Here is a 21,206-nt window from a genome sequence, read left to right as displayed (position 1 = left end):
GGTTTCCCTTGCCCTGTCTCAGTTGAAACGGGACAGGTAGGCGGTGTAATCGACGTCGTCCAATCCGCCTTGGCTGGCGGCCTCCCGCATGTCCTCGAGTGCCTGACGTCCGTGGGCTTCGGATGTATCGCGGTAGGCGACGACCTTCGCCCGGGAGACCATGCGGTTGCCTCTCGAGCCGTATCTGGTGAATGGGATCTCGCCGGAGTCGAGGATGCGCGCGACCGTCTTCGGGGAGACGCCGAGGATCTGCGCGGCTTCGCCCGTGGTGATGAGATCCGCGCCGCCGCCGTGCACGATCGCGTCGAACGCTCGGCGCAGCTCCTCTGCGTCCAGCGGGATCGCCTTGCCGTCGCCTGAGGTGATGTACGCGGAACCTTCGCTGATCTGTGAAATGGGGATTGCCTCGAATGTGCTCATGGCAGTTCCTTTCCGATGACGCTTTCTCTGATTGTACCCATTACTGGACATATCGCTAATATCGGACAAATCGGACATGTTGTCGGTCGTGAACTGATCGATCCCCGCTGATGCAAGTCGGGAACCGCTACTTGGCCCGGCGGCCTCGGTCGCGGATGAAGAAGGATGCGATCAGGCAGACCGCGCACACGATCGCCACGTCGCGGAACGAGGCGCGCATGCCGAAGGCGGAGGCGGCGGCCTCGTCCATGCCGTCCGCGGCGGCGCTCGCGGCGTGTGTGTTCATGATCGTGATGAGCAGGGCGATGGCCATCGCGCCGGAGGTCTGGCGCATCGTGTTGTTCATCGCGGTGCCGTGGGGGATGCGCTGGCCGGGCAATTGATTCAGCGCGGCGGTGACCAGCGGCATCGAGCTGAACGCGGAGCCGGCCAGCAGCACCGTGAAGTAGAGCGCGGGCTGCCAGACTGGCGTGTGTTCGTTCATCGTGGCGAGCAGCACCGCGGCCACGGTGAGCAGCGAGAACCCGATCAGGGCGATCGGCCGGCCCCCGATGCGGTCGTACAGGCGGCCGGCGACAGGGTTGAGCAGGCCCATCACGATGCCGCCGGGCATCATGATCAGACCCGATTCGAGCGCGTTGACGCCGAGATCGTTCTGCAGGTACAGTGGCAGCACGTTCTCGATGCCGATGAATGAGGCGAAGCCGATCACCGACACGGTCAGGCACAGTGAGAACATCGGGATCGCGAAGATGCGGAAGTCGAGCATCGGCTGCTCGAGCCTGAGCTGGCGGACGATGAGCAGCGTCAGTCCCACGACGCCGACTGCAAGCGAAACCAATACCGTCGCGCTGGCCCATCCGGCCTTGCCTGCGTCGGAGAAACCGAATAGCACGCCGCCGAAGCCGAGTGTGGAGAGCACCACGGACAGTACGTCGATATGCGGCCGCGTCGGCTCGCCCACGTTGTACACGATGAACCATGCGGCGATCAGCACGCATCCGGCGATCACGACGAGGATTGCGAACATCCAGCGCCAGCTGAGCCATTCGACCAGCAGGCCGGAGATGGTGGGGCCGAGCGCGGGGGCGAATGCGATGACCATGCCGAACATGCCCATCGCCTGGCCGCGGCGTTCGGGCGGGTAGACGCGGAACAGCACGGTCTGCAGGAGCGTCATCAGCACGCCCGCGCCGCACGCCTGCAGGATGCGTCCGGCCATCAGCAGCGCGAAGCTCGGCGCCAGCGCGCAGGCCAGCGATCCGGCGAAGAACATGCCCATCGCGTAGCCGAACAGCTGGCGCGTGGTGAAGGTCTCGATGAGGAACGCGGTGATCGGGATCATGATGCCGTTGGTGAGCATGAACCCGTGAGGTTGAACCGCATGACATTGTAGGCTCATCGCGTCCGAGGGACGTTGTTTTGCGCACGCGATATGAACGCCATAAGGATTCCGTAAGGAAGGCATGACAGGTCAGCGGCGTGCCCCTATCCTGTATCGCAGGAGAAGTCGACGGCATCTCGAGGAGGGACAATGACCACAACGAATGACGTTCCGGCGATCCTCACACGGCACCTGACCAAGCGATACGGCAGGGCGCGGGGCATCGAGGACGTGAACCTTAACGTGCGTCAGGGCGAGATCTTCGGCTTCATCGGACCGAACGGGGCGGGCAAGTCGACGACGATCCGCACATTGCTCGGCCTGATCCGCAAGACGGGCGGCGAGGCGTCCATCCTCGGCCTCGACTGCGAGAAGGACCGCACGCGCATCCTCGAGCAGGTGGGATACCTGCCCAGCGAGGTGTTCTACTACGACGGCATGCGCGCCCGCGACCTGCTCGCCTACGCGGCCGGCTTCTACCGCACGGACTGCACGGCGCGCATCCGCGAGCTGTCCAAACGGCTCGGGCTGAACCTCGACCAGAAGGTCGAGGACATGTCGCTCGGCAACCGCAAGAAGGTCGGCATCGTGCAGGGACTCATGCACTCGCCGAGGCTCATCATCCTCGACGAACCGACCAGCGGCCTTGATCCGCTCGTCCAGCGTGCGTTCTTCGACCTCATCCGCGAGGAGAACGCCCGCGGCGCCACCGTCCTGTTCTCCTCGCACATCCTCTCCGAGGTGCAGCGCATCTGCGACCGCGTCGCCATCATCCGCGAAGGGCACATCGTCGCGGTCCGCAGCGTGGCCGACATGCGCCGGTCCGCGGTCAAGCGCGTGACGCTCGCACTGGAAAACGATTGCGCGTCCGCGGTGCACGCGCTCGAATCCACGCCCGGCGTCAGGTCGCTGAAAGCGGGAGGGGAAGACGAGGAAGGGAATACCGCCACGTTCCTCTACGAGGGCGACTGCAACGCGCTCATCGCGGCGCTCGCCGGCATGAGGCTTACGGATGTGGAGATCGCCGAGCCGACGTTGGAGGAAGTGTTCATGCATTACTACCAGTCGGAGCCGGTCCGATGAGTGCGCCCATGGTAGGCGCGCCCGCACTGCACGTCTACGCCTTCGAGCTGAAGTCCCAGCTTCGTTCGCTCCTCATCGGCGTGGCGACTCTCCTCATCGTCACCATCCTGCTGCTGGCCGGTGCCTATCCGATCTACCGCGACTCCAAATCGAGCGTTGAACAGGTGATCGACGGATTCCCTCCGCAGTTCGCCGCACTGTTCGGCGTCAACGACGACGTATTCTCCTTCGGAGGCTTCTACCGGTTCAGCTCGCTCTACCTCATGCTGACCATGGCGATCATGGCCTGCGCATGGGGATTGGCGATCTTCGGCCGTGAGAAGCGAGCCAAGGACGCCGACTTCCTTTTCGTCATGCCGATATCGCGAATCGCCATCTATCTGGCCAAGCTCGCGGCCGGGCTCACGCTCGTCATCGTCGCCGGACTGGCATTCCTCGCCTCGGTGGCGCTGACCTACACCCGGTTCGGCGACGACCCCACCGCGACGTCCATCGCCCTGCCGCGCCTACTGCTCGCCGCCTCGTCACTGTTCGGCGTGGGGCTGCTGTTCCTCGCCATCGGAGCGCTGACGGCGGTACTTCTAAGGCGCATCCGCAGCGTGTCCGGCATCGCGACCGCATTCGGCATACTCGGATTCATGCTCGTCTCCCTGCCCGAGATGACCGGCGAGGACAAGTACCGCATCGTCGCCCCGTTCACCTGGTTCAACGTGTCCGAAGCGCTCGACCACGGACGTTACGAGGCGGGCTATGTGGCTCTGTTCGCCGTGATGGTTCTCGTCTGTCTGGTCGCCGGCGCCATCATGTACGTATCCGCCGGGTTCGGTTCGCTGCCAACGAAGGAGGATCCGCGAGCATGAACGACCACATTCGCATTGACCATAACCGCATCGTCATCGACGGCAGGCAGTGGCTGCGCTGCGGACCGGTCGATCGCGTTCGATGACCATGGGAAGAGGAGGGGAGGGCGTCATGATGAAGACGCTGTTCGCCATGATCTCGCGCGAACTGAAGGCCAACGTGAAGGTCTGGCTGATCTGGAGCGTGGTGATCATCCTGTTCAACATCGCCGGCGTGATGAAGTTCGAGGGTATCGCCGGCGGTGACGCCGACGCCGTGCGCAAACTCACCGATGCCTTCCCGAAGGTCGCGCTCGCCGTCATGGGCATCTCCGACCTCGACATGTCCACGTTCGCCGGATACTACGCGGTGATCGAGTTCTACACCGGCATCATGGCGGCCGTCTACGCGGTCGCGCTCGCCCGCAACGCGGTGTCGCGCGAGATGACGGATGGCACCTACGAGTTCCTGTTCGTGCGGCCCGTCTCGCGCACCACGATTCTGAGCGCGAAACTCGTGGCGGCGTTGGCGGATGCGATCGCGTTCGTCGCCGTCAACTGCGTCTCGTCGTTGCTGTGCCTGCGACTGCTGGGCGATGTGCCCGGGCTCAATGACGTTACGGCCGCCACGGTGATCTGGCGGTTCTCCGTCTGGCTGTTCGTCATGATGCTGGTCTTCGGCGCAATCGGGGCCTGCGCGTCCGCGGCGTGCCCGCGCCCGGAGCAGGGGGCGTCCATCGGCAACGCATCGGTGGTCGTGGCCTATGGTGCCGGCGTCGTCTTCGACATGTTCTCCGATCATGACGCGTCGGTCGTGGCGCGGGTGCTCTCCCCGTTCCGCTATGCCACACCGCGTGAGGTGATCGACGGACGGATGCCCGTGCCGTTCGCCGTATTGGCGGTGCTGATCGTCGTGGTCGGGTTTGCGGCCGCGTACCGTCTGTTCGCCACGCGCGATCTGGCCGTGCGCTGATCGTGGATCGTGCTGGTCGATGCGCTGGACTTGCGGGCAGAAGTGAAGCGCGGATTCCAGTGCGACACGCCGAGTTTTGCGATCGCGGGAAAACGTGTAATATATCCACTCGTGCCTCGCGAGAGTGAGAAACACACGGCCCCGTAGCTCAGTTGGTTAGAGCGCCGCCCTGTCACGGCGGAGGTCACCGGTTCAAGTCCGGCCGGGGTCGCCAGCAACGGGCTTCCGAATGATTCGGAAGCCCGTTTTCGTATTCGGTTCGGATTAGCAGCGGATCATGCCGCGTGCGCCATCTGCAGTTCGGCGGCGAGTCGATAGTAGCCGATGAGCTGATCGACCAACGCGGGCCACGTGCGGCTCTTGACGGCCGCAAGTCCATTGAATCCCATGGTCTCGCGCAGCGTGGGATCCTCGATCAGACGCTCCACGCACGAGCGCAGATCCTCCTCGTCGTCGGGATTGAACAGCAGACCGGTCCTGCCGTCCGACACGAGATCGAGCGGTCCGCCGGCGGCCGGAGCCACGACCGGCAAGCCGCTGGCCATCGCCTCCTGAATGGTCTGCCCGAACGTCTCCTCGGCTCCCGTATGCACAAACACGTCCAGCGCGGCGTACGCGTCGGCCAGTTCATCGCCGTGCAGCATGCCGGTGAACACCGCGTGCGGCAGAAGCTCCTGCAGCTCCTCCTCGCAAGGTCCTCCGCCCACGATGACCAGGCGCATGCCGAGCCCGTCCAGCGCCGCAAGGCGCTCGACCTGCTTCTCCGGGGCGAGCCGGCCGACGTATCCGATGACCGGCAGGGCCGTGCCGCCGCTCCACTTGTCGTGCAGCTGACGCACCTCGCGCGTTCCCGCCGCCGAGGATTGAACAGCCACGAATCGACGCCGCGGCCCCACTGCCGGATGAGGTCCGGGGCGACGCCGAACGATTCGAGCCGTTCGGCGGCCTGCGTCGTGGGGGCGAGCGTCAGCGTCGCCATGTTGTGCATCTGGGCGATGCGTGCGCCCACGATTTGCTCGGCGCTTTCGCCCGAGGCCTTGCTGACCTTGCGCAGCCACCCGGTGTGCTTCGGTATGACGCCGTCGACGACGCCGTCCAGCGCCTCGCGGACGAACCGCCGAGCGTACTGGGCCACGTCGGTCTGGTAGATCGCCACCGTCGGCACGCCCATCTCCTCGCCGGCGATCAGCGCCGCATGCCCGAGCTTCGATATCGGCGCGGCCACGTGGATGACGTCCGGACGGGGCAGTTCCTTGATGAGACGTATCACCGACGTCTTCGTCGGTACGGCCACGTTGAAGTTCTGAATCGGCCATGACGGGGTCGTGTCCACGTTGAAGCCGTCGTATTCGCCGTCGTCGGGAGCGGGCTGAGGGCTGATGACGTGGGCGTCGAACCCGCGTTCGCAGAAGCGGTCGAGAATGTGCTTCACGCTTCCGGAGACACCATTGGTCTGTTCCAGCGACGATTCGCTGACGACGAGTACCGAAAGCTTGCGTTCCTCGTACGCGGTCTGGTGCGTAGGAGGCTGAATGCTCGATAACGGATGCGGTGCGGTGTCTATGACGGTCACGAACCCCAGTCTAAAAGCCGTATCGCCTCTGCGTGCGGGTGGAACGACGGTGTTCACGCCCATGTTGCGGTCTGTTCATGTGGTGGTCCGTCCCGCTACGTAATCCGGTACGTAGCGGGACGGATTCCATGATCGGTTGCGTGGGATCGGTCGCGTGCGATCAGTGCAGGGCGAGGTTCGCCGCACCGATCAGACCGGCGTCCTGGCCGGCGGTCGCCGCGACGATCTTGGCATGGCCGCGGTAGGCGCTGCCTTCAAGGAATCGCGCGTAGTTGTAGCGGGCCGGGTCGAGCAGGATGTCGCCGACGGCCACCACGCCGCCGCCGATGACGAACAGGTCCGGGTCCAGCACTGCGGAGACGGCGGCCATCGTACGACCAAGCCACTCGCCGATCTTGCCGAACGCGTACAGGCCGAGCACGTCGCCCTCCTGCGCCGCCTGGGAGACCATCGGCCCCTCCAGCTTGTTGACGTCGCCTCCGCACAGCTCCAGCAGGCGCTTGGCGTCCTGCGGGCGGCGGCGCACGGCCGACTTCGCGAAGTGCTCCAGCGCGCTGCCGGACGTGTAGCGTTCGGCGCAGCCGCGCAGGCCGCAGCCGCAGGTGTCGCCGTCCGGCACCATGGGCAGGTGGCCGAGCTCGGCGGCCATGCCGAAGGAACCTCGGTACAGGCGTCCGTCGATGACGATCGCGCCGCCGAGTCCGGTGCCGACGGTCAGCGCCACCATGTTGCGGCTGCCTTGGCCGGCGCCGTGCACGTATTCGCCCCAGCCGGCGCAGTTGGCGTCGTTCTCGACGATGACCGGCACGGCGTGGTCGATGAGCGCTCCGACGTGCTCGGACAGATCGTAGTTGATCCACGCGGGGATGTTCGCGGCGATCGTGATGGTCTTGCGATCCGCTCCGACGTTGCCGGCCGCCGAGATGCCGATGGCCTCGATGTCGTCGTGGCCCGAGGCGACGGCCTGATGGTAGATGTCGGCGATGTGCTGGTTGATGGCATCGGCGTCCATCGGGGTGGGAACCCTCCAGCGCTGGATGATGCTATCGTTTGCGTCGCACACGGCCGCGGCGATCTTCGTTCCTCCGATATCGATTGCCAACGTGGTCATCGCTTCTCCTTTGATTGCTCCATTAGGCTGTTTCACTTGTGAAAGTGTAGTGATACCGGGTGATTGCGAACGCCCTTTCGGCATGTTTCGCCGGTGCTGACGCATGATTTGCGTCAAATGTCACCTGCCGTTCACCTATGGAAATGGCTTGATCGACGGGGATCAGCAGGGGAAAGCGGTGCTGATTTGTGTACGTTTACATTGCAAACGTTGCCACTTAGCGGGTCCGTTCGATGTTATTGCCTGACGGTCACGCGGCCTTGATGTGGAGCAGCTCCGCCAGTTCGCGCTCGAGCTCGTCGATGCGATGCAGCTGTCGGGCGATGAGCAGGTCGCGCGGATCCGGAGCTGTCGCTTCGGACGCATTCGTCGAGGTGTACTGCGTGGCGTCCAGGATATCCATGGCGTTCATCGCGTCCATCGCATCGATCGTGTCCGTGTTCGTGTTCGCGTCGGTGCGGATCGGGCGCATCCCGCCGCGGCCGTCGAGACCGCGGCCATCAAGACCGGGCGTGCGCGGGTACGCCGGCACATCGTGAAGGTCGCGCCAGCGGGCGAAGCTGCGTTCGATGCGCTTGTATCCGACGATCTTGGGATCGAGTCCCGCCTCTCGGAACAGGCCTGTCGGGCTGTCGCCCTGAATGTAGCGTTCCAGACACTGCGTCTTGAATGCGTCGGTGTAGGTGATGCGGGTCGCGGTCGCGTGCTCGACCGCCGGAAGCGATTCGAGATACGTGATCTGCTCCTTGGTGAACGTCATTGTCTGCCGCCCTTTCGATGCTCCGATGTCTGTTGCCGATATACCCCAACTCGTGTCTTCGGTCGTGCCTTGCGGCTGTATTGCCGTAGGTGATTCGAGTCCGTAGGATGATCAACCACATGGTACATTCCGCAATGTGGTTAACGCTAACGGTTTGATAACAATTCCATATATGTGTACGCATGCTGGGCGCATGGCGGCGGCCGGCGGGTGATTGACTGGCATTCGGGTTATCCACCGCGTCGTCCACCGTATCCACAGGTTTCGTGCCGACGTTTGTCCCTCTGTCGGATACCTCCTAATGTGGCATGCACGAGGAGAACGATGGCGTTCTCCCACAAGCCTTCACAGAGGAAGGAAACGATCATGACGATGAGCGAGACGACGACGATGTGCGAGCGCGACGATTGGGGAGCCCCCGCCTCCATCCCCGCGTTCCATGTGGCGAGCATGTTCCGACGGGCCGATCCGGAATCCTATGATGACGCGAGACGCGAGTTCTTCATCCAGGTGAACCTCAATCCGTTCCGCACGCGCAGCGAGGAGTTCCATCAGAGGATGGAGGACGCGTTCGACCAGTGGTTCACCTTCGACTATCACCTCGATCAGCTGGGTCTGACGCCGTTCGCGGTGGCCTCCGCCTATGCGCGTGACGAGAACGAGACCGTGGGGGAGCGCGGCTACGCGGAGCTGTGCGAGACGTCGCGGACGAACTTCGCCTCATGGTTCTGGGTGCGGGAGGCGAACGCCGCCGAATCGCGGATCGTGCTGGAGGACGTGATCAACGGCGGCATATACGGCGTACGCGACTTCGCGACGGCCGCGGCGTTCGACGGTGCCAGGGGCGGCGCCGTGGTGGTGCGCATCGCCCGCGTGCGTGGCGCGTGGCGCATGGTCGGCGATCCGCTGTTTCAGGCCCGAAAGCCCGATTCCGCGCGATTCCGCCTGCACTTGGCCTCGTGCCTGCGGACATGGGACCCGAAGTTCATCGATCTGGTGCGGCTGCTGTTCGGGTGCGACCCACATCTGAAGCTTGATCTGAAGGACATGCGCTGGTGACCCCGTCATCGGGTCGAGCGCGTCCGCTCCATGGAGGACAGTGAGGGCTTCGCGGTCAACGTCGACCGCGAAGCCCTCCGTCTATCAGGCGAGTGCGGATGCATCGCCCTTCATATGCGTTTCGTGGAATGGTGCCGATCAGTACTTGTTGGCGCCCTCACCCACGAAGTTCACCTGGAAGCCGCGCTGGTAGTGCAGGAACATGCTGGCGCCGTAGCGGTCGACCGGACGGTGAGTGAACAGCATGCGGATCGCGAACGCGGTCTGCACGTCCTCCGGCAGCGCGAGGAAGGCCTTGTGGGCGTCCCAGTAGGGCTCGCGAACGATGGCCGCATCCGGCACGTAGGCGTAGCCGTAGCCGTCGTCGTTCACGTAGCCCATGAACGGCAGATCCCAGGCGTCGTAGCGGGTGAGCTTGGCCTTGTAGTCCTCGACCTCGGCGATCGCCTCGTCGCTGATGCCGAACGACTTGGCGACCTTGTTGGCCTCGGCGGTCTTCTCCTCCGGGGTCTTGTCGAACATGTCGAAGTTGACGGTGATGACCTTCTTGTTGTCCTCTGCCATGATGTTCCCTTCCTACGAGAAATCGAACAATTAATATGTTCGTTTCTGATAGCGCGTTATGCACGTCTATGACGTTTTCGATTGACTGCAACAGGCGTTCAGGTGAACGTCCGAAACCTAAGAATAGCACTGCGAAGTGTTTCAAATTGGTGAAGTGGTGCGATTTTCTGTCTCGTTAACCCTTAGGTAACCAGTTTGGTCGGTATTGTTCGCCGGGTTGAGTTTCTGTTCATATTCCCGCTCAAATGAACAGTGAGATTGATAGTTTTGAGCTTGAAACGAACATTTGTGTGCGATCTGATATGCCGGTCCGGCGTGTCGTGATGCCGTGGCGTTCGGGCGCCTGCCGTGTTTCTCCGTCCCGGCCCTCGGTAGAATATGTGCGTCCGCCCCCGTAGCTCAGTCGGTTAGAGCAGCACCCTTATAAGGTGTGGGTCCTGGGTTCAAGTCCCAGCGGGGGCACCGTGCTGTCCGGGGCGCCATGCAGGCGTCATGGTCACTTCGCCGGCGTGTTGTCGGTGCATTCGTCTAATATTCCGTAGGTTCCGGTTCACGCCAGCCAGAGGGGCATGGCGACCCGGGTCACCTGAATTCCTTAGGAGACATTATGAAGCAGGGTATTCATCCCGATTACCATGCCGTCGAGGTCCTGTGCTCGTGCGGCAACACCTTCGTCACCCGTTCCACCTACAACGGTGACCACATGACGGTTGACGTGTGCTCGAAGTGCCACCCGTTCTACACCGGCAAGCAGAAGATTCTCGACACCGGCGGCCGCGTCGCCCGCTTCGAGAAGCGCTACGGCAAGAGGACCAAGTAGCATACTTCACGCCAGCCCATCAGGTCCGGCGCGCATCCGCGCGAACCGGCCGGGGCTGGCTTTTTCATATCTTCTCCGCATCCGCCGTCATCCGCGGCGGGATGCGACCCGAAACGACAATCACAGGCAACACGGCAGGACGGTAAGGAAGGCTGCATGGCAGACGAACAGTTCCCCGCGGCGGCGACCGCGCTGGAAGAGTACAGGTCCATCGAGGAGCAGATGGCCAGCCCCGAAGTGGTGACGGACCCGGACAAGATGCGCAAGCTCGGACGGCGCCACGCCGAACTCGGCGCCATCGTCTCCGCATACCAGAGGTATCTCGGCATCCGTGACGATCTCGAGGCCGCGCGAGAGATGGCCGACGACGACCCCGATTTCGCCGAGGAGGCCAAGCGACTCGAAGCTGAACTGCCTCAGGCCGAGGACAAGCTGCGCACCGCGCTGATCCCGCGTGATCCCGATGACGCGCGCGACGTCATCATGGAGATCAAGGCCGGCACTGGCGGCGAGGAGGCCGCGCTGTTCGCCGGCGACCTGCTGCGCATGTACACCCGATACGCCGAAAAGCGCGGTTGGACCGTCACCATCCAGTCCGAGAACGGCACCGAGCTCGGCGGCGTCAAGGACGTGCAGGTCGCCATCCGTGCCAAGGGCACGCCCGCCCCCGAGGACGGCGTATGGGCATCGCTCAAGTACGAGGGCGGCGTCCATCGCGTCCAGCGCATCCCCGTCACCGAATCGCAGGGGCGCATCCAGACCTCCGCGGCCGGCGTGATCGTCTTCCCGGAGGCCGACGAGGACGACGACGAGATCGAAATCGATCCGAAGGACCTCAAGATCGACATCTTCATGAGCTCCGGCCCCGGCGGCCAGTCCGTGAACACCACGTACTCCGCCGTGCGCATGACACACATCCCCACCGGCATCGTCGTGAGCATGCAGGACGAGAAGTCGCAGATCCAGAACCGCGCCTCCGCGCTGCGCGTGCTCAAATCGCGACTGCTCGCGATGAAGCACGAGCAGGAGGCCGCCGAGGCCGCCGACATGCGTCACTCGCAGGTGCGCTCGCTCGACCGGTCCGAACGCATCCGCACGTACAACTTCCCGGAGAACCGCATCGTCGATCATCGTACGAACTACAAGGCGTACAACCTCGATCAGGTGCTCGACGGGGATCTGCAGGCGGTCATCGACTCGGACATCCAGGCCGACGAGGCCGAACGTCTCGCCAAGCAGCAGTGATCGCTTGGCCGGTGTGGTGCGGCTTATACGGTGCTCGACACACTCAAGGCATCCGACTTCGTCGGATCGTCGCAGCGTAGCTGCTCCCCTCACCTATGGACAGTCCGCTGGACTGTCCATTGACGGTTCGGCAGCCAAGCCTACGGTCGAGCACCGTATAAGCCGCACCACACCTCGTTCGTATTTCAAGTTGCGTTTTTGACAGGGGAGAGAGGTTTTGTGTCCCTGAATGAGGTGGTGAAGGCCGCTGCGGCTGAGTTGCGGGCGGCGGGGGTTGAGACGGCGGAGCATGACGCGAAGCTGCTGATGGCCGAGGCGGCCGGTGACGGCGTCGAGCTGCGCGATGTCGACAAGGCGCTGCTGATGGGCGAAGACCTCGCCTATGACGCCGCGCGGTTCGATGCGATGGTCGCGAGGCGGGCGAAGCGCGAGCCGCTGCAGCATATCGTGGGCCACGCGCCGTTCAGGTATCTCGATCTCGTGGTCGGGCCGGGGGTGTTCATTCCGCGGCCGGAGACCGAGACCGTGGTGCAGGCGGGATTGGACTGGATCACGCGGCAGGGCATGTACCATCCGCGCGTCGTCGACCTGTGTGCAGGGTCCGGCGCGATCGGGCTCGCCGTCGCAAGCGAGGTTCCCGGCGCCGAGGTGTGGGCCGTCGAACTGTCGGCCGAGGCGTATGCGTGGACCGAGCGCAATCATGTGCGCGTCGCGCGGGCGTACCCGTCGGTCGCCGGCAACTACCATCTGGAACGCGGCGACGCGACCAGCCCGCTGACGCTGCCGCAGCTCGACGGCACCGTCGACATCGTCATCACCAACCCGCCGTACGTGCCGCTCGATCAGGTGCCTGAACAGCCCGAGGTGCGCGACTTCGATCCGGACATGGCCCTATACGGTGGGTCGGCGGACGGCGTGCTCATCCCCGAGCGGATCATCCTGCGTGCGGCCGGACTGCTGCGCACAGGTGGCGCGCTCGTCATGGAGCACGACATCTCGCAGGGCGATCGACTCGTCGCCTTCGCGCGCGCCAACGGCTTCACCGAGGGGCGCACCGACAACGACTGGACCGGTCGCCCCCGCTTCCTCTTCGCCGTCAAAGGCTGAAACGGTTTCGGTCCCTACTGCGCGTACCCCTGATAGACGCTGGCGTCCCTGTCGGTGATGGTCTTGATGACGTGCGCTGGGTTGCCGACGGCCACCGAGTTGGCTGGAATGTCCTTCGTGACCACCGCTCCCGCGCCGATCACGCAGCCGTCGCCGATGGTCACGCCGCCCAGCACCGTCACGTTGCCACCGAACCAGCAGTTCGAGCCGATCGTGATCGGCTCGCCGTACTCGTAGTCGTAGGCGGTGCCGTCGGCGCGCCTGCGCACGTTGCGATCCTGCCAGCGCAGCGGGTGCATCGGCGGCAGCAGCGATACGTTCGGGCCGAACAGCACGTCGTCGCCGATCGTCACCGGCGCGCAGTCGAGCACGGTGAAGTTGAAGTTCGCGAACACGCGGTCGCCGATCGTCGTATGGCATCCGTAGTCGAAGAACACCGGGCCCATCACGTCGAGGTTCTCGCCGTGACCGGGCAGCAGCTCGTCGAGGATCGCCTTGCGCGTCGCATCGTCGTGACGCGACGTGGCGTTGAACCGGGTGCACAGGTCGCCGGCATTGCGGCGCAGATCGTCGAGCTCGGCGTCGGATGCGTCGTACAGTCTGCCGGCGAGCATCTCCTCGCGCTCCGAGCGACGCGGCGTGCGCAGCTCGATGGGCGGGATGCGGAACGGGTCGGCGGCGTCGGTGGTGACGCTGTCCGTGGTGGGCGTGGGCTGATCGGTCATCTGATCGGTCATAGTGATGGCTCCTTTGCATGATGCGTGCATGCCGCATACGGTTTTTGATGATTGTCATCCGTCGCCTATACATCGTAATGTACGACCGTACATAATGGACGTTCGTCGCGTGGCGCTGCGATCGGCCTTCCACGGTTCGTGCTGCGGTCCGTGCGCAATGATGCAATGATAGATTGTGTGCCGATCCATGGGCCAGACGGATAGTGCTGGTCATGTGGACGCAAGAATGGATGAAGGACGATGAGCGAGACGACGGACGGGCGGAGGACGATGATGACGCGGATCGAGAAGGAGAGCAAGCGATGAGTGAGATTCTTGCGGTGAACGACGAGGCGCTCGCCAAGGCGGCCGAGATCATCAGGGACGGCGGACTGGTGGTCATCCCCACGGACACCGTGTACGGCATCGCCGGCGACCCGCGCAACGGCAAAGCCATCGACCGCATCTACGAGCTGAAGCGCCGACCGCGGTTCAAGGCGCTGCAGGTGCTGCTCGCCGACGTCGATCAGCTCGACGAGCTCGATCTCGCGCTGCCCGCGCCGCTCAACCGTCTCGCCGCACGATTCCTGCCCGGAGCGTTCTCGCCGATCGCCGTCGCGAAGGACGGCTGCACCCTGCGCACGCTCGCGAAGGACGGCACGCAGGGCGTGCGTGTCCCCAATTCGACGCTGTGCCTCAAGGCACTCAGGGCGCTGGGACCGCTGGCCGCATCCAGTGCGAACCTGTCCGGCGGCGAGAGTGCGCAAAGCGTCGCCGAGGCCGTCGAGGCGTTCGGTGACGCCGTGCCGCTGTATCTGGACGGCGGCAGCACGCCCGGGCACGTGGCCAGCACCGTCGTCGCCGCCGACCCGCACGAGCGTGACGGCATCCGCATCCTTCGGGAGGGCGTGATCCCGCAGTCGGCGATCCGCGAGGCACTCCACGTCAACGGCGGAGGGCTCGGCGCATGAGAATCTACCTGTTCATCGCCGCCGTCGCGGGCGGCGCCACCTACCTGTTCACTCCGATCATCCGTCATATCGCCATCGAGATCGGCGCCGTCGGCAAGGTGCGCGCGCGTGACGTGCACACCATCCCCACCCCGCGCATGGGCGGACTCGGCATGCTGCTCGGCTTTGCCGTCGCCATGCTGTTCGCCAGCCACATCCCGTTCATCCAGGGGCTGTTCGAAAGCACGCGGCAGGCGTGGGTGGTGCTGATCGGCGCGGCCCTGATCTGCCTGCTCGGCATGGCCGACGATCTGTGGGATCTTGACTGGATGCTCAAGATGGCAGGGCAGTTGCTCATCTCCGTGTTCGTCGCATGGGGAGGCCTGCAGATCATCTCGCTGCCGTTGGGATCGCTCGTCACCGCATCCCCCAGTCTGTCGATGGCGATCACCGCGTTCCTCATCGTCGCGTCGATCAACGCGGTCAACTTCGTCGACGGACTCGACGGACTGGCCTCCGGCATCGTAGCGATCGGCGGCATCGCCTTCGCGATCTACTCCTATATATTGGCGCGTACCTCGCCCTCGTACGCGTCGATGGCCACGCTCATCGACGTGGCGCTCGTCGGCATCTGCGTCGGATTCATCCTGCACAACTGGCATCCGGCGAAGCTGTTCATGGGCGATTCCGGTTCGATGCTCCTCGGCTATCTCATCACCTGCGCGTCGATCGTGATGACCGGGCGCATCGACCCGGCTTCGGTGCACACCAGTATCTATCTGCCGGTGTTCATGCCGATCCTGCTGCCGATCCTCGTGCTCTTCCTGCCGGTGCTCGACATGTGTCTGGCGATCGTGCGACGTCTGTCGAAGGGACAGTCGCCGATGCACCCCGACCGCATGCACCTGCATCACCGCATGCTCCGGATCGGCCACACCGTGCAGGGCGCCGTGACGATCCTGTGGGCGTGGGCCGCGCTCATCGCCTTCGGATCCCTGATGATCCTGTTCTTCAAGGCGTGGCACGTCCTCATCGGCATGGCGGTGGTCGGCGCGGTGCTCGCCGTGGTCACGATGTACCCGTACCTGAAACGCCGCATCCCCGAGATCCGCGCCGAAAACGAAGGCGCCAAACACGTGCGCAACGGCAAGTGAGATCCCTCCTTCTGGGAGCAGACAATCGAACGGAAGTCTGATGAACGGCAGTGAAACTCCGGAAGAACGGATGTGGAACGCCCATAGGCGATTGTGGTTTCCTACGTCAATGCACTTTCATATAGTGGTCACATGGCTACAAACCTCGATATGAACGCAGAATCCGCGTATGCTCCCCTTCCGCCGATTTTCGCGAAGCTTGGCCTCGCCTATGACGATGTGCTGCTGCTGCCGAACGAGACGGACGTCATTCCCTCCGAGGTGGACACCACCACCCACCTGACCCGCAAGATCACGATGAAGGCTCCGGTGCTCTCCGCCGCCATGGACACCGTCACCGAGTCCGAGATGGCCATCGCCATGGCCCGTAACGGCGGCATCGGCGTGCTGCACCGCAACCTGTCCATCGACGATCAGGCCGCTCAGGTCGACGTCGTCAAGCGCTCCGAGTCCGGCATGATCACCGACCCGCTGACCGTCAACCCGGACGTCACCCTCGCCGACCTCGACAAGCTGTGCGGCAAGTTCCACATCTCCGGCCTGCCGGTCGTCGACAAGGACAACAAGCTCGTCGGCATCATCACCAACCGCGACATGCGCTTCATCGCCTCCGAGGACTACGACCGCCTCAAGGTCAAGGACATCATGACCAAGGAGAACCTGGTCACCGGTCCGTCCAACATCTCCAAGGAGGATGCGCACGACCTGCTCGCCAAGCACAAGGTCGAAAAGCTGCCGCTCGTCGACTCCGAAGGCCACCTGACCGGTCTGATCACCGTCAAGGACTTCGTCAAGACCGAGCAGTACCCGGACGCCACCAAGGACGAGCAGGGCCGTCTGCGCGTCGCCGCCGGCGTCGGCTTCCTCGGCGACGCCTGGCAGCGTGCCTCCGCCCTGATGGAGGCCGGCGTCGACGTGCTTGTCGTCGACACCGCCAACGGCGAGGCCCGTCTGGCCCTTGACATGATCTCCCGCCTGAAGCACGACTCCGCCTTCGACGGCGTGCAGATCATCGGCGGCAACGTCGGCACCCGCTCCGGCGCGCAGGCCATGATCGACGCCGGCGCCGACGCCGTCAAGGTCGGCATCGGACCGGGCTCCATCTGCACCACGCGTATCGTCGCCGGCGTCGGCGTCCCGCAGCTCACCGCCGTGTACGAGGCCGCCCAGGCCTGCCGTACCGCCGGCGTGCCCTGCATCGCCGACGGTGGCATCCACTACTCCGGCGACATCGCCAAGGCCCTCGTGGCCGGCGCGTCCTCCGTCATGCTCGGCGGCACCCTCGCCGGCTGCGAGGAGGCTCCGGGCGAGAAGGTCCTGCTGCACGGCAAGCAGTACAAGCTGTACCGTGGCATGGGCTCCCTCGGCGCCATGGCCCCGCGCGGCAAGAAGTCCTACTCCAAGGACCGCTACTTCCAGGCCGACGTCACCTCCAACGACAAGGTCGTGCCGGAAGGCGTCGAAGGCGAGGTGCCGTACCGCGGACCGCTCAACGCCGTCCTCTACCAGATGATCGGCGGCCTGCACCAGTCGATGTTCTACATCGGCGCGCACAACATCGCCGAGATGTCCGAGAAGGGCCGCTTCATCCGCATCACCGACGCCGGCCTGCGCGAGTCGCACCCGCACGACATCGTGATGACCGCCGAAGCGCCGAACTACTCCGGCTTCCACAGCAACTGATCGAACGTGACGATTCGAACGTGACGGTTCGACGCTGACGACAGGAATGGTCTCCTCCCGAATTTCGGGAGGAGACCATTCCTTATGGTGAGGATTGACTCACTTGTCTCACTTGACTCGCTTGATGCCGAGCACTGCGATCGCGGCGATCGCGGCGGACACGGTGGCTCGTGACGATTCCTCGACGCGATCGGAGATGAGGGCGTAGATCGGGGCCTGCACCATGTTGAGGCCGACGAGTGCGAGGATGTAGAAGATCGCGATGAGCAGTGCGCTGGACGGACGGGACAGCGACCAGAAGCAGATGCCGTAGATGAACGCGCCGGTGAAGATCCACGGGGTGCGCTTGCCCCACCTGCTGCGCGTGCGGTCGGACAGTGCGCCGACGAACAGGGCGATGAAGATGGAGGCGATGGATCCGGCGGAGTTGATCGCGCCGAGGGCGGCGGTCGATTCGACGGCGCCCATGCCGAGATCGGCGCGCAGGCGCTGGGGGACCAGCACGGACATCGTGCCGAAGAAGGCGATGCCGGAGAGCACGGCGAAGGCATGAAGCCGGCGACATAGCGCCATTTGTCGGATGAGGGGCGGGAAGACGTGGGAGTCACGCTTGCTGCTGTCATTGTTCTGTTGCTTTCTCTTCGTTGAGTAATGGGGTTGGGAAGGTGGGATCAGGCGAGCTGGATCCAAGCGGAGGTGTCTTGAGGTAGCTGGCCGTCCTCGGTGAGCGGTCCGGAGGTGAGGAGTACCTCGCCGGCGGGCAGGTCGACCGGATCGGCGCCGAAGTTGGTGATCGATGCCCATCCGTTGGCACGCCTGTAGGCGATGGTGCCGCCGGTGAAGCCGTTCGCGCCGTCCGGCTTGCCGCTGGAGCGGTCTTCGGGCAGCCATGTCAGGCTCAGGTCGTCGGTCTGCAGCTCGTGACGCAGGGCCAGCGCGCGACGGTAGAGGTTCAGCATGGATTCCGGATCGCTGTCCTCGATGTCGGCGGCGAAGTCCTTGAACCATGCAGGCTGGGGCAGATGCGCCTCCTGACTCGGGGTGCCGTCCGCCTTGGAGGCGGGGGTGAAGCCGAAGGAGTCGGACGGGTCCACCGTCCACGGCAGCGGCACGCGGCAGCCGTCGCGGCCCTTGGTGCTGGCCGCCTGCGAGGTGCGGTGTCCGGACGGATCCTCGACTCGATCCCACGGGATGTCGGCCACCTCGAACAGGCCGAGTTCCTCGCCCTGATAGACGTAGACGGAACCGGGCAGCGCCATCTCCATGAGGATGGCGGCGCGGGCGCGCTTGGTGCCGAGCTCCCTGTCGAGCGGGTACGTGGTGCCGTCTCGCAGCACCCAATCCTTGGCGAGCTGGTGGTATTCGCTGGTCGGCACCTGCGGCAGGCCGTATCGGGTGGCGTGGCGCACCACGTCGTGGTTGCTCATCACCCACGTGGCGGAGGATCCGGAACGCTCGGCGCTGGCGACTCCCTCCTCGATGGCCTCGTGGAAGGCGTCACGGATCCAATCCTTCTTGGCGAACTCGAAATTGAAGATCTGCCCCAGATCGTCGGGGCTGGCGTACAGGTACTGGCGGTTGGGCTGCACCCAGGCCTCGGCCACGGCGAACGCCGGCGGGTTGTACTCGTTGAAGACCTTGCGCCACTCGTGGTAGATCTCGTGGACCTCGTCGCGGTCGATGACCGGGTGGGAGCCGTCGTCCGGCTGGTCGGAGGTGCACCACACGACGTAGTTGTCAAGGTCGTCGCGGTCGAGATCCTTGGCGAGTCCGTGCGCCACGTCCACGCGGAAGCCGTCGGCGCCGTGGTCGAGCCAGAAGCGCAGGGTGGTGATGAAGTCGTCTCGCACCTCGCGGTTGTTCCAGTTCCAGTCGGGCTGTTCCTTGGTGAACATGTGCAGGTACCACTGGCCATCAGGCACGCGAGTCCATGCGGGGCCGCCGAAGTGGTTCTCCCAGTTGGTCGGCGGCTGGTCGCCGTTCGGCCCCTTGCCGTCGCGGAAGATGTAGCGGTCGCGCTCCGGGGAGCCGGGGGCTGCGGCGAGGGCCTCCTGGAACCACGGGTGCAGGTTGGAGCTGTGGTTGGGGACGATGTCGACGACGACCTTGATGCCATGCGCGTGCGCGGCCTTGGCGAGGGCGTCGAAGTCGTCCATCGTGCCGAGCTTCGGGTCGACGTTGCGATAGTCGTCCACGTCGTAGCCGCCGTCGGCGAGCTGCGAGGGGTAGAAGGGGCTCAACCAGATCGCGTCGATGCCAAGCCGGGACAGGTAGCCGATCTTCTCGGTCACGCCGGCGAGATCTCCCAGACCGGAGCCGGTCGTGTCCTTGAAGCTGCGCGGGTAGACCTGGTAGACGGCGGCCTGCTTCCACCACAGTGCGGGGTCGGTGGCGTTGGTCATGCGGTTCCTCCTTGAATCCAGAGTTGTAAAAGCGTTTGCACCTTGTGTTGCAAGGTGTTTTCGTTCTTTCGGGTAGTTGAATAATAGCGCTTGCATAGAGTTGTGCAAAATCGGGTGCAATCGGCGTGTCGTGTCGGCGTGCAGTGTGCTGATTGCACTGAAATACCAATGATGCAAGCGTTTTTACAACAATGGAGTGCAAACGGTGCGATTCGCTGGTGTATCGTGATTGATGCGGCGTCATCCGCGCATCGGGCGGAGGGCGGAGATCGCAACGGCCTCGACGGACACGGGAGAGCGAACATATGAATAGGACGGCAACTCGTACCACGATCAACGACGTCGCCCGCCAGGCCGGCGTCTCCGTATCCACGGTCTCGCGTGCGCTGCGCGGATTGGACAAGGTCAATCCGGACACCCGCGCCCGCGTCGAACGGGCCGCCGAGGAACTCGGCTTCACCTTCTCCAAGACAGCATCGTCGCTCGCCAGCGGACGTTCGATGCGCGTGGCCGTACTCCTGCCCAGTGGCATGGACCAATGGTTCAACGCCAATGCATTCGAGGGGCTGTACGAAGGGCTCTCAAGCGAGGGATACGACGTCGTTCCCTATGTGATGTGGTCGGAGGTCGATCTGGACGGCTTCCTGCGAACGGTGTCGGGAACGCAGAACGTCGACGCGATCATCGTCGCCTCGTTCCTGCTTGACGCCGACCGTCAACGCATGCTCGCAACGCTCTCCACTCCGACGATCGGCGTCAACACGCCATCGGTCGAAGGACTGGACGCCTCCGTACGCATCGATGACAAGGCGGCGATGCGCGGGGTGATCAGACTGCTGCGCTCCCTCGGCCACGAGGCCGTGGCGTATGTCGAGCAGCCGGTGCAGTCATCGCCGTTCGTGTGCAGCGATTCGGTTCGTCTTCAGGGATTCCTCGACGCGGTGAACGAACAGGGGTACGACGAGACCCAGGTGCTGACGATCCCCTCGATCGACCGGTATGGCTCCGCGGATGGGGACGACGAGCATCTGGCGATCTCCGACATCGCCGCGCAACTGGTCGGAGCCACCCCCAGACCCACCGGCATATGCGTCGAGAACGACCGGTGCGCAGTGCTGCTGCTCAAGGAGCTGCGCAGACTGGGATGGCGTATCCCCGAAGAGGTGTCGCTCGTCGGATTCGACGGCGACTCGCTGGGAGACGTCGTCGACCTGAGCACCGTACGGCAGGATCCGAAACGACTCGGACGCGTCGCCGCGGACAAGGCGCTGCGGCTCATGCGCGGCGAGACGCTCGACGAGCCTCACACGATCCTGCCCACATCGCTGCTGACGCGATCCACCACAGCACGCCTGTGATCCGC

At 64.3% G+C, this 21,206-nt stretch carries 20 protein-coding genes, 2 tRNA genes and 1 pseudogene; 13 read left to right on the top strand and 10 right to left on the bottom strand.

Translation table 11 applies throughout. The features are described from left to right. Positions 1–18 precede the first annotated feature (18 nt). Positions 19–420 carry a helix-turn-helix domain-containing protein gene (locus BCAL_RS12095; protein WP_052119039.1) on the bottom strand — a complete coding sequence of 134 codons (402 nt, stop codon included), beginning with the start codon at positions 418–420 and terminating at the stop codon, positions 19–21. Positions 421–547: 127 nt separating this feature from the next. After that, on the bottom strand, positions 548–1,783 hold the full coding sequence (locus tag BCAL_RS02495) for an MDR family MFS transporter (protein ID WP_052119040.1): 1,236 nt from the start codon (positions 1,781–1,783) through the stop codon (positions 548–550). A gap of 171 nt (positions 1,784–1,954) precedes the next feature. On the opposite strand from BCAL_RS02495, the gene BCAL_RS02490 reads away from it, so the two are divergent. The 4 genes from BCAL_RS02490 to BCAL_RS02475 all read left to right on the top strand — a co-directional run bounded on the left by BCAL_RS02490 (position 1,955) and on the right by BCAL_RS02475 (position 4,913). After that, positions 1,955–2,887, top strand: coding sequence for an ABC transporter ATP-binding protein (locus BCAL_RS02490; protein ID WP_052119041.1), 933 nt, complete (start codon positions 1,955–1,957; stop codon positions 2,885–2,887). After that, on the top strand, positions 2,884–3,747 hold the full coding sequence (locus BCAL_RS02485; protein WP_081887202.1) for an ABC transporter permease subunit: 864 nt from the start codon (positions 2,884–2,886) through the stop codon (positions 3,745–3,747). Before BCAL_RS02490 ends, BCAL_RS02485 begins: the two co-directional genes overlap by 4 nt. Before the next feature lie 112 nt (positions 3,748–3,859). Then, positions 3,860–4,699 carry an ABC transporter permease subunit gene (locus tag BCAL_RS02480; RefSeq protein WP_043164896.1) on the top strand — a complete coding sequence of 280 codons (840 nt, stop codon included), beginning with the start codon at positions 3,860–3,862 and terminating at the stop codon, positions 4,697–4,699. Between the two features lie 137 nt (positions 4,700–4,836). Then, positions 4,837–4,913: transfer RNA gene (locus tag BCAL_RS02475), tRNA-Asp, on the top strand. 61 nt (positions 4,914–4,974) lie between these two features. Here BCAL_RS02475 and BCAL_RS12090 read toward each other — a convergent pair. From BCAL_RS12090 to BCAL_RS02460, 4 genes and pseudogenes are all read right to left on the bottom strand, one after another. After that, complete coding sequence (locus tag BCAL_RS12090; protein WP_162178537.1) at positions 4,975–5,574, bottom strand: glycosyltransferase; 600 nt, start codon at positions 5,572–5,574, stop codon at positions 4,975–4,977. Between the two features lie 14 nt (positions 5,575–5,588). Further along, a pseudogene (locus tag BCAL_RS14040) lies at positions 5,589–6,335 on the bottom strand (glycosyltransferase); the annotation flags it as partial. Positions 6,336–6,432: 97 nt separating this feature from the next. Then, a complete protein-coding gene (locus BCAL_RS02465; protein WP_043164897.1) occupies positions 6,433–7,383 on the bottom strand; it encodes an ROK family glucokinase in 951 nt (316 codons plus the stop codon). Between the two features lie 250 nt (positions 7,384–7,633). Continuing rightward, positions 7,634–8,143, bottom strand: coding sequence for a hypothetical protein (locus tag BCAL_RS02460; RefSeq protein ID WP_043164898.1), 510 nt, complete (start codon positions 8,141–8,143; stop codon positions 7,634–7,636). Between the two features lie 366 nt (positions 8,144–8,509). Here BCAL_RS02460 and BCAL_RS02455 point away from each other — a divergent pair, with 366 nt between their 5' ends. Continuing rightward, positions 8,510–9,202, top strand: coding sequence for a hypothetical protein (locus BCAL_RS02455; RefSeq protein WP_043164899.1), 693 nt, complete (start codon positions 8,510–8,512; stop codon positions 9,200–9,202). Positions 9,203–9,340: 138 nt separating this feature from the next. Here BCAL_RS02455 and BCAL_RS02450 read toward each other — a convergent pair whose 3' ends face one another. Then, a complete protein-coding gene (locus tag BCAL_RS02450) occupies positions 9,341–9,766 on the bottom strand; it encodes a hypothetical protein (protein WP_043164900.1) in 426 nt (141 codons plus the stop codon). Between the two features lie 388 nt (positions 9,767–10,154). Here BCAL_RS02450 and BCAL_RS02445 point away from each other — a divergent pair. From BCAL_RS02445 to prmC, 4 genes are all read left to right on the top strand, one after another. Beyond that, positions 10,155–10,228, top strand: a tRNA-Ile gene (locus tag BCAL_RS02445). Positions 10,229–10,373: 145 nt separating this feature from the next. After that, a complete protein-coding gene (gene rpmE / locus BCAL_RS02440; RefSeq protein WP_043164901.1) occupies positions 10,374–10,586 on the top strand; it encodes a 50S ribosomal protein L31 in 213 nt (70 codons plus the stop codon). Positions 10,587–10,742: 156 nt separating this feature from the next. Then, the gene (gene prfA, locus BCAL_RS02435; protein WP_043164902.1) at positions 10,743–11,831 is read left to right on the top strand and encodes a peptide chain release factor 1; all 1,089 of its coding nucleotides are present in this window, start codon (positions 10,743–10,745) and stop codon (positions 11,829–11,831) included. Positions 11,832–12,050: 219 nt separating this feature from the next. Next, entirely contained in the window at positions 12,051–12,938 is an 888-nt protein-coding gene (gene prmC, locus BCAL_RS02430; protein WP_043164903.1) for a peptide chain release factor N(5)-glutamine methyltransferase, read from the top strand. A 14-nt stretch (positions 12,939–12,952) separates the two neighbouring features. Here prmC and BCAL_RS02425 read toward each other — a convergent pair whose 3' ends face one another. Next, complete coding sequence (locus tag BCAL_RS02425) at positions 12,953–13,552, bottom strand: sugar O-acetyltransferase (RefSeq protein ID WP_081887216.1); 600 nt, start codon at positions 13,550–13,552, stop codon at positions 12,953–12,955. A gap of 425 nt (positions 13,553–13,977) precedes the next feature. Here BCAL_RS02425 and BCAL_RS02420 point away from each other — a divergent pair, with 425 nt between their 5' ends. The 3 genes from BCAL_RS02420 to guaB all read left to right on the top strand — a co-directional run bounded on the left by BCAL_RS02420 (position 13,978) and on the right by guaB (position 17,441). After that, the gene (locus BCAL_RS02420) at positions 13,978–14,625 is read left to right on the top strand and encodes an L-threonylcarbamoyladenylate synthase (RefSeq protein ID WP_043164905.1); all 648 of its coding nucleotides are present in this window, start codon (positions 13,978–13,980) and stop codon (positions 14,623–14,625) included. Continuing rightward, positions 14,622–15,758, top strand: a complete 1,137-nt coding sequence (locus BCAL_RS02415; RefSeq protein ID WP_043164907.1) for an MraY family glycosyltransferase — start codon at positions 14,622–14,624, stop codon at positions 15,756–15,758. The genes BCAL_RS02420 and BCAL_RS02415 overlap by 4 nt, the downstream gene beginning before the upstream one ends. A gap of 132 nt (positions 15,759–15,890) precedes the next feature. Next, positions 15,891–17,441 carry an IMP dehydrogenase gene (gene guaB / locus BCAL_RS02410; RefSeq protein ID WP_043164909.1) on the top strand — a complete coding sequence of 517 codons (1,551 nt, stop codon included), beginning with the start codon at positions 15,891–15,893 and terminating at the stop codon, positions 17,439–17,441. A 108-nt stretch (positions 17,442–17,549) separates the two neighbouring features. Here guaB and BCAL_RS02405 read toward each other — a convergent pair whose 3' ends face one another. Then, a complete protein-coding gene (locus BCAL_RS02405; RefSeq protein ID WP_238549599.1) occupies positions 17,550–18,014 on the bottom strand; it encodes an MFS transporter in 465 nt (154 codons plus the stop codon). Between the two features lie 98 nt (positions 18,015–18,112). Then, the gene (locus BCAL_RS02400) at positions 18,113–19,843 is read right to left on the bottom strand and encodes a glycoside hydrolase family 13 protein (protein ID WP_043164911.1); all 1,731 of its coding nucleotides are present in this window, start codon (positions 19,841–19,843) and stop codon (positions 18,113–18,115) included. 305 nt (positions 19,844–20,148) lie between these two features. Between BCAL_RS02400 and BCAL_RS02395 the strand changes: the two genes are divergently transcribed. Beyond that, entirely contained in the window at positions 20,149–21,201 is a 1,053-nt protein-coding gene (locus BCAL_RS02395; protein ID WP_043164912.1) for a LacI family DNA-binding transcriptional regulator, read from the top strand. Positions 21,202–21,206 lie beyond the last annotated feature (5 nt).

Origin of the sequence: Bifidobacterium callitrichos DSM 23973 (assembly GCF_000741175.1) — a bacterium.
Taxonomy (GTDB): domain Bacteria; phylum Actinomycetota; class Actinomycetes; order Actinomycetales; family Bifidobacteriaceae; genus Bifidobacterium; species Bifidobacterium callitrichos.
Note: the sequence above shows the minus strand (reverse complement) of the source record. Positions and strands in the feature narration are given on the sequence as shown.

Bases quoted from the DNA above. Each gene is read 5' to 3' on its own strand.
- BCAL_RS12095 (WP_052119039.1), bottom strand. From the start codon at position 420: ATGAGCACATTCGAGGCAATCCCCATTTCACAGATCAGCGAAGGTTCC.
- BCAL_RS02495 (WP_052119040.1), bottom strand. From the start codon at position 1,783: ATGCTCACCAACGGCATCATGATCCCGATCACCGCGTTCCTCATCGAG.
- BCAL_RS02490 (WP_052119041.1), top strand. From the start codon at position 1,955: ATGACCACAACGAATGACGTTCCGGCGATCCTCACACGGCACCTGACC.
- BCAL_RS02485 (WP_081887202.1), top strand. From the start codon at position 2,884: ATGAGTGCGCCCATGGTAGGCGCGCCCGCACTGCACGTCTACGCCTTC.
- BCAL_RS02480 (WP_043164896.1), top strand. From the start codon at position 3,860: ATGATGAAGACGCTGTTCGCCATGATCTCGCGCGAACTGAAGGCCAAC.
- BCAL_RS02465 (WP_043164897.1), bottom strand. From the start codon at position 7,383: ATGACCACGTTGGCAATCGATATCGGAGGAACGAAGATCGCCGCGGCC.
- BCAL_RS02460 (WP_043164898.1), bottom strand. From the start codon at position 8,143: ATGACGTTCACCAAGGAGCAGATCACGTATCTCGAATCGCTTCCGGCG.
- BCAL_RS02455 (WP_043164899.1), top strand. From the start codon at position 8,510: ATGACGATGAGCGAGACGACGACGATGTGCGAGCGCGACGATTGGGGA.
- BCAL_RS02450 (WP_043164900.1), bottom strand. From the start codon at position 9,766: ATGGCAGAGGACAACAAGAAGGTCATCACCGTCAACTTCGACATGTTC.
- rpmE (WP_043164901.1), top strand. From the start codon at position 10,374: ATGAAGCAGGGTATTCATCCCGATTACCATGCCGTCGAGGTCCTGTGC.
- prfA (WP_043164902.1), top strand. From the start codon at position 10,743: ATGGCAGACGAACAGTTCCCCGCGGCGGCGACCGCGCTGGAAGAGTAC.
- BCAL_RS02425 (WP_081887216.1), bottom strand. From the start codon at position 13,552: ATGCTCGCCGGCAGACTGTACGACGCATCCGACGCCGAGCTCGACGAT.
- BCAL_RS02420 (WP_043164905.1), top strand. From the start codon at position 13,978: ATGAGTGAGATTCTTGCGGTGAACGACGAGGCGCTCGCCAAGGCGGCC.
- BCAL_RS02415 (WP_043164907.1), top strand. From the start codon at position 14,622: ATGAGAATCTACCTGTTCATCGCCGCCGTCGCGGGCGGCGCCACCTAC.
- guaB (WP_043164909.1), top strand. From the start codon at position 15,891: ATGGCTACAAACCTCGATATGAACGCAGAATCCGCGTATGCTCCCCTT.
- BCAL_RS02405 (WP_238549599.1), bottom strand. From the start codon at position 18,014: ATGGCGCTATGTCGCCGGCTTCATGCCTTCGCCGTGCTCTCCGGCATC.
- BCAL_RS02400 (WP_043164911.1), bottom strand. From the start codon at position 19,843: ATGACCAACGCCACCGACCCCGCACTGTGGTGGAAGCAGGCCGCCGTC.
- BCAL_RS02395 (WP_043164912.1), top strand. From the start codon at position 20,149: ATGAATAGGACGGCAACTCGTACCACGATCAACGACGTCGCCCGCCAG.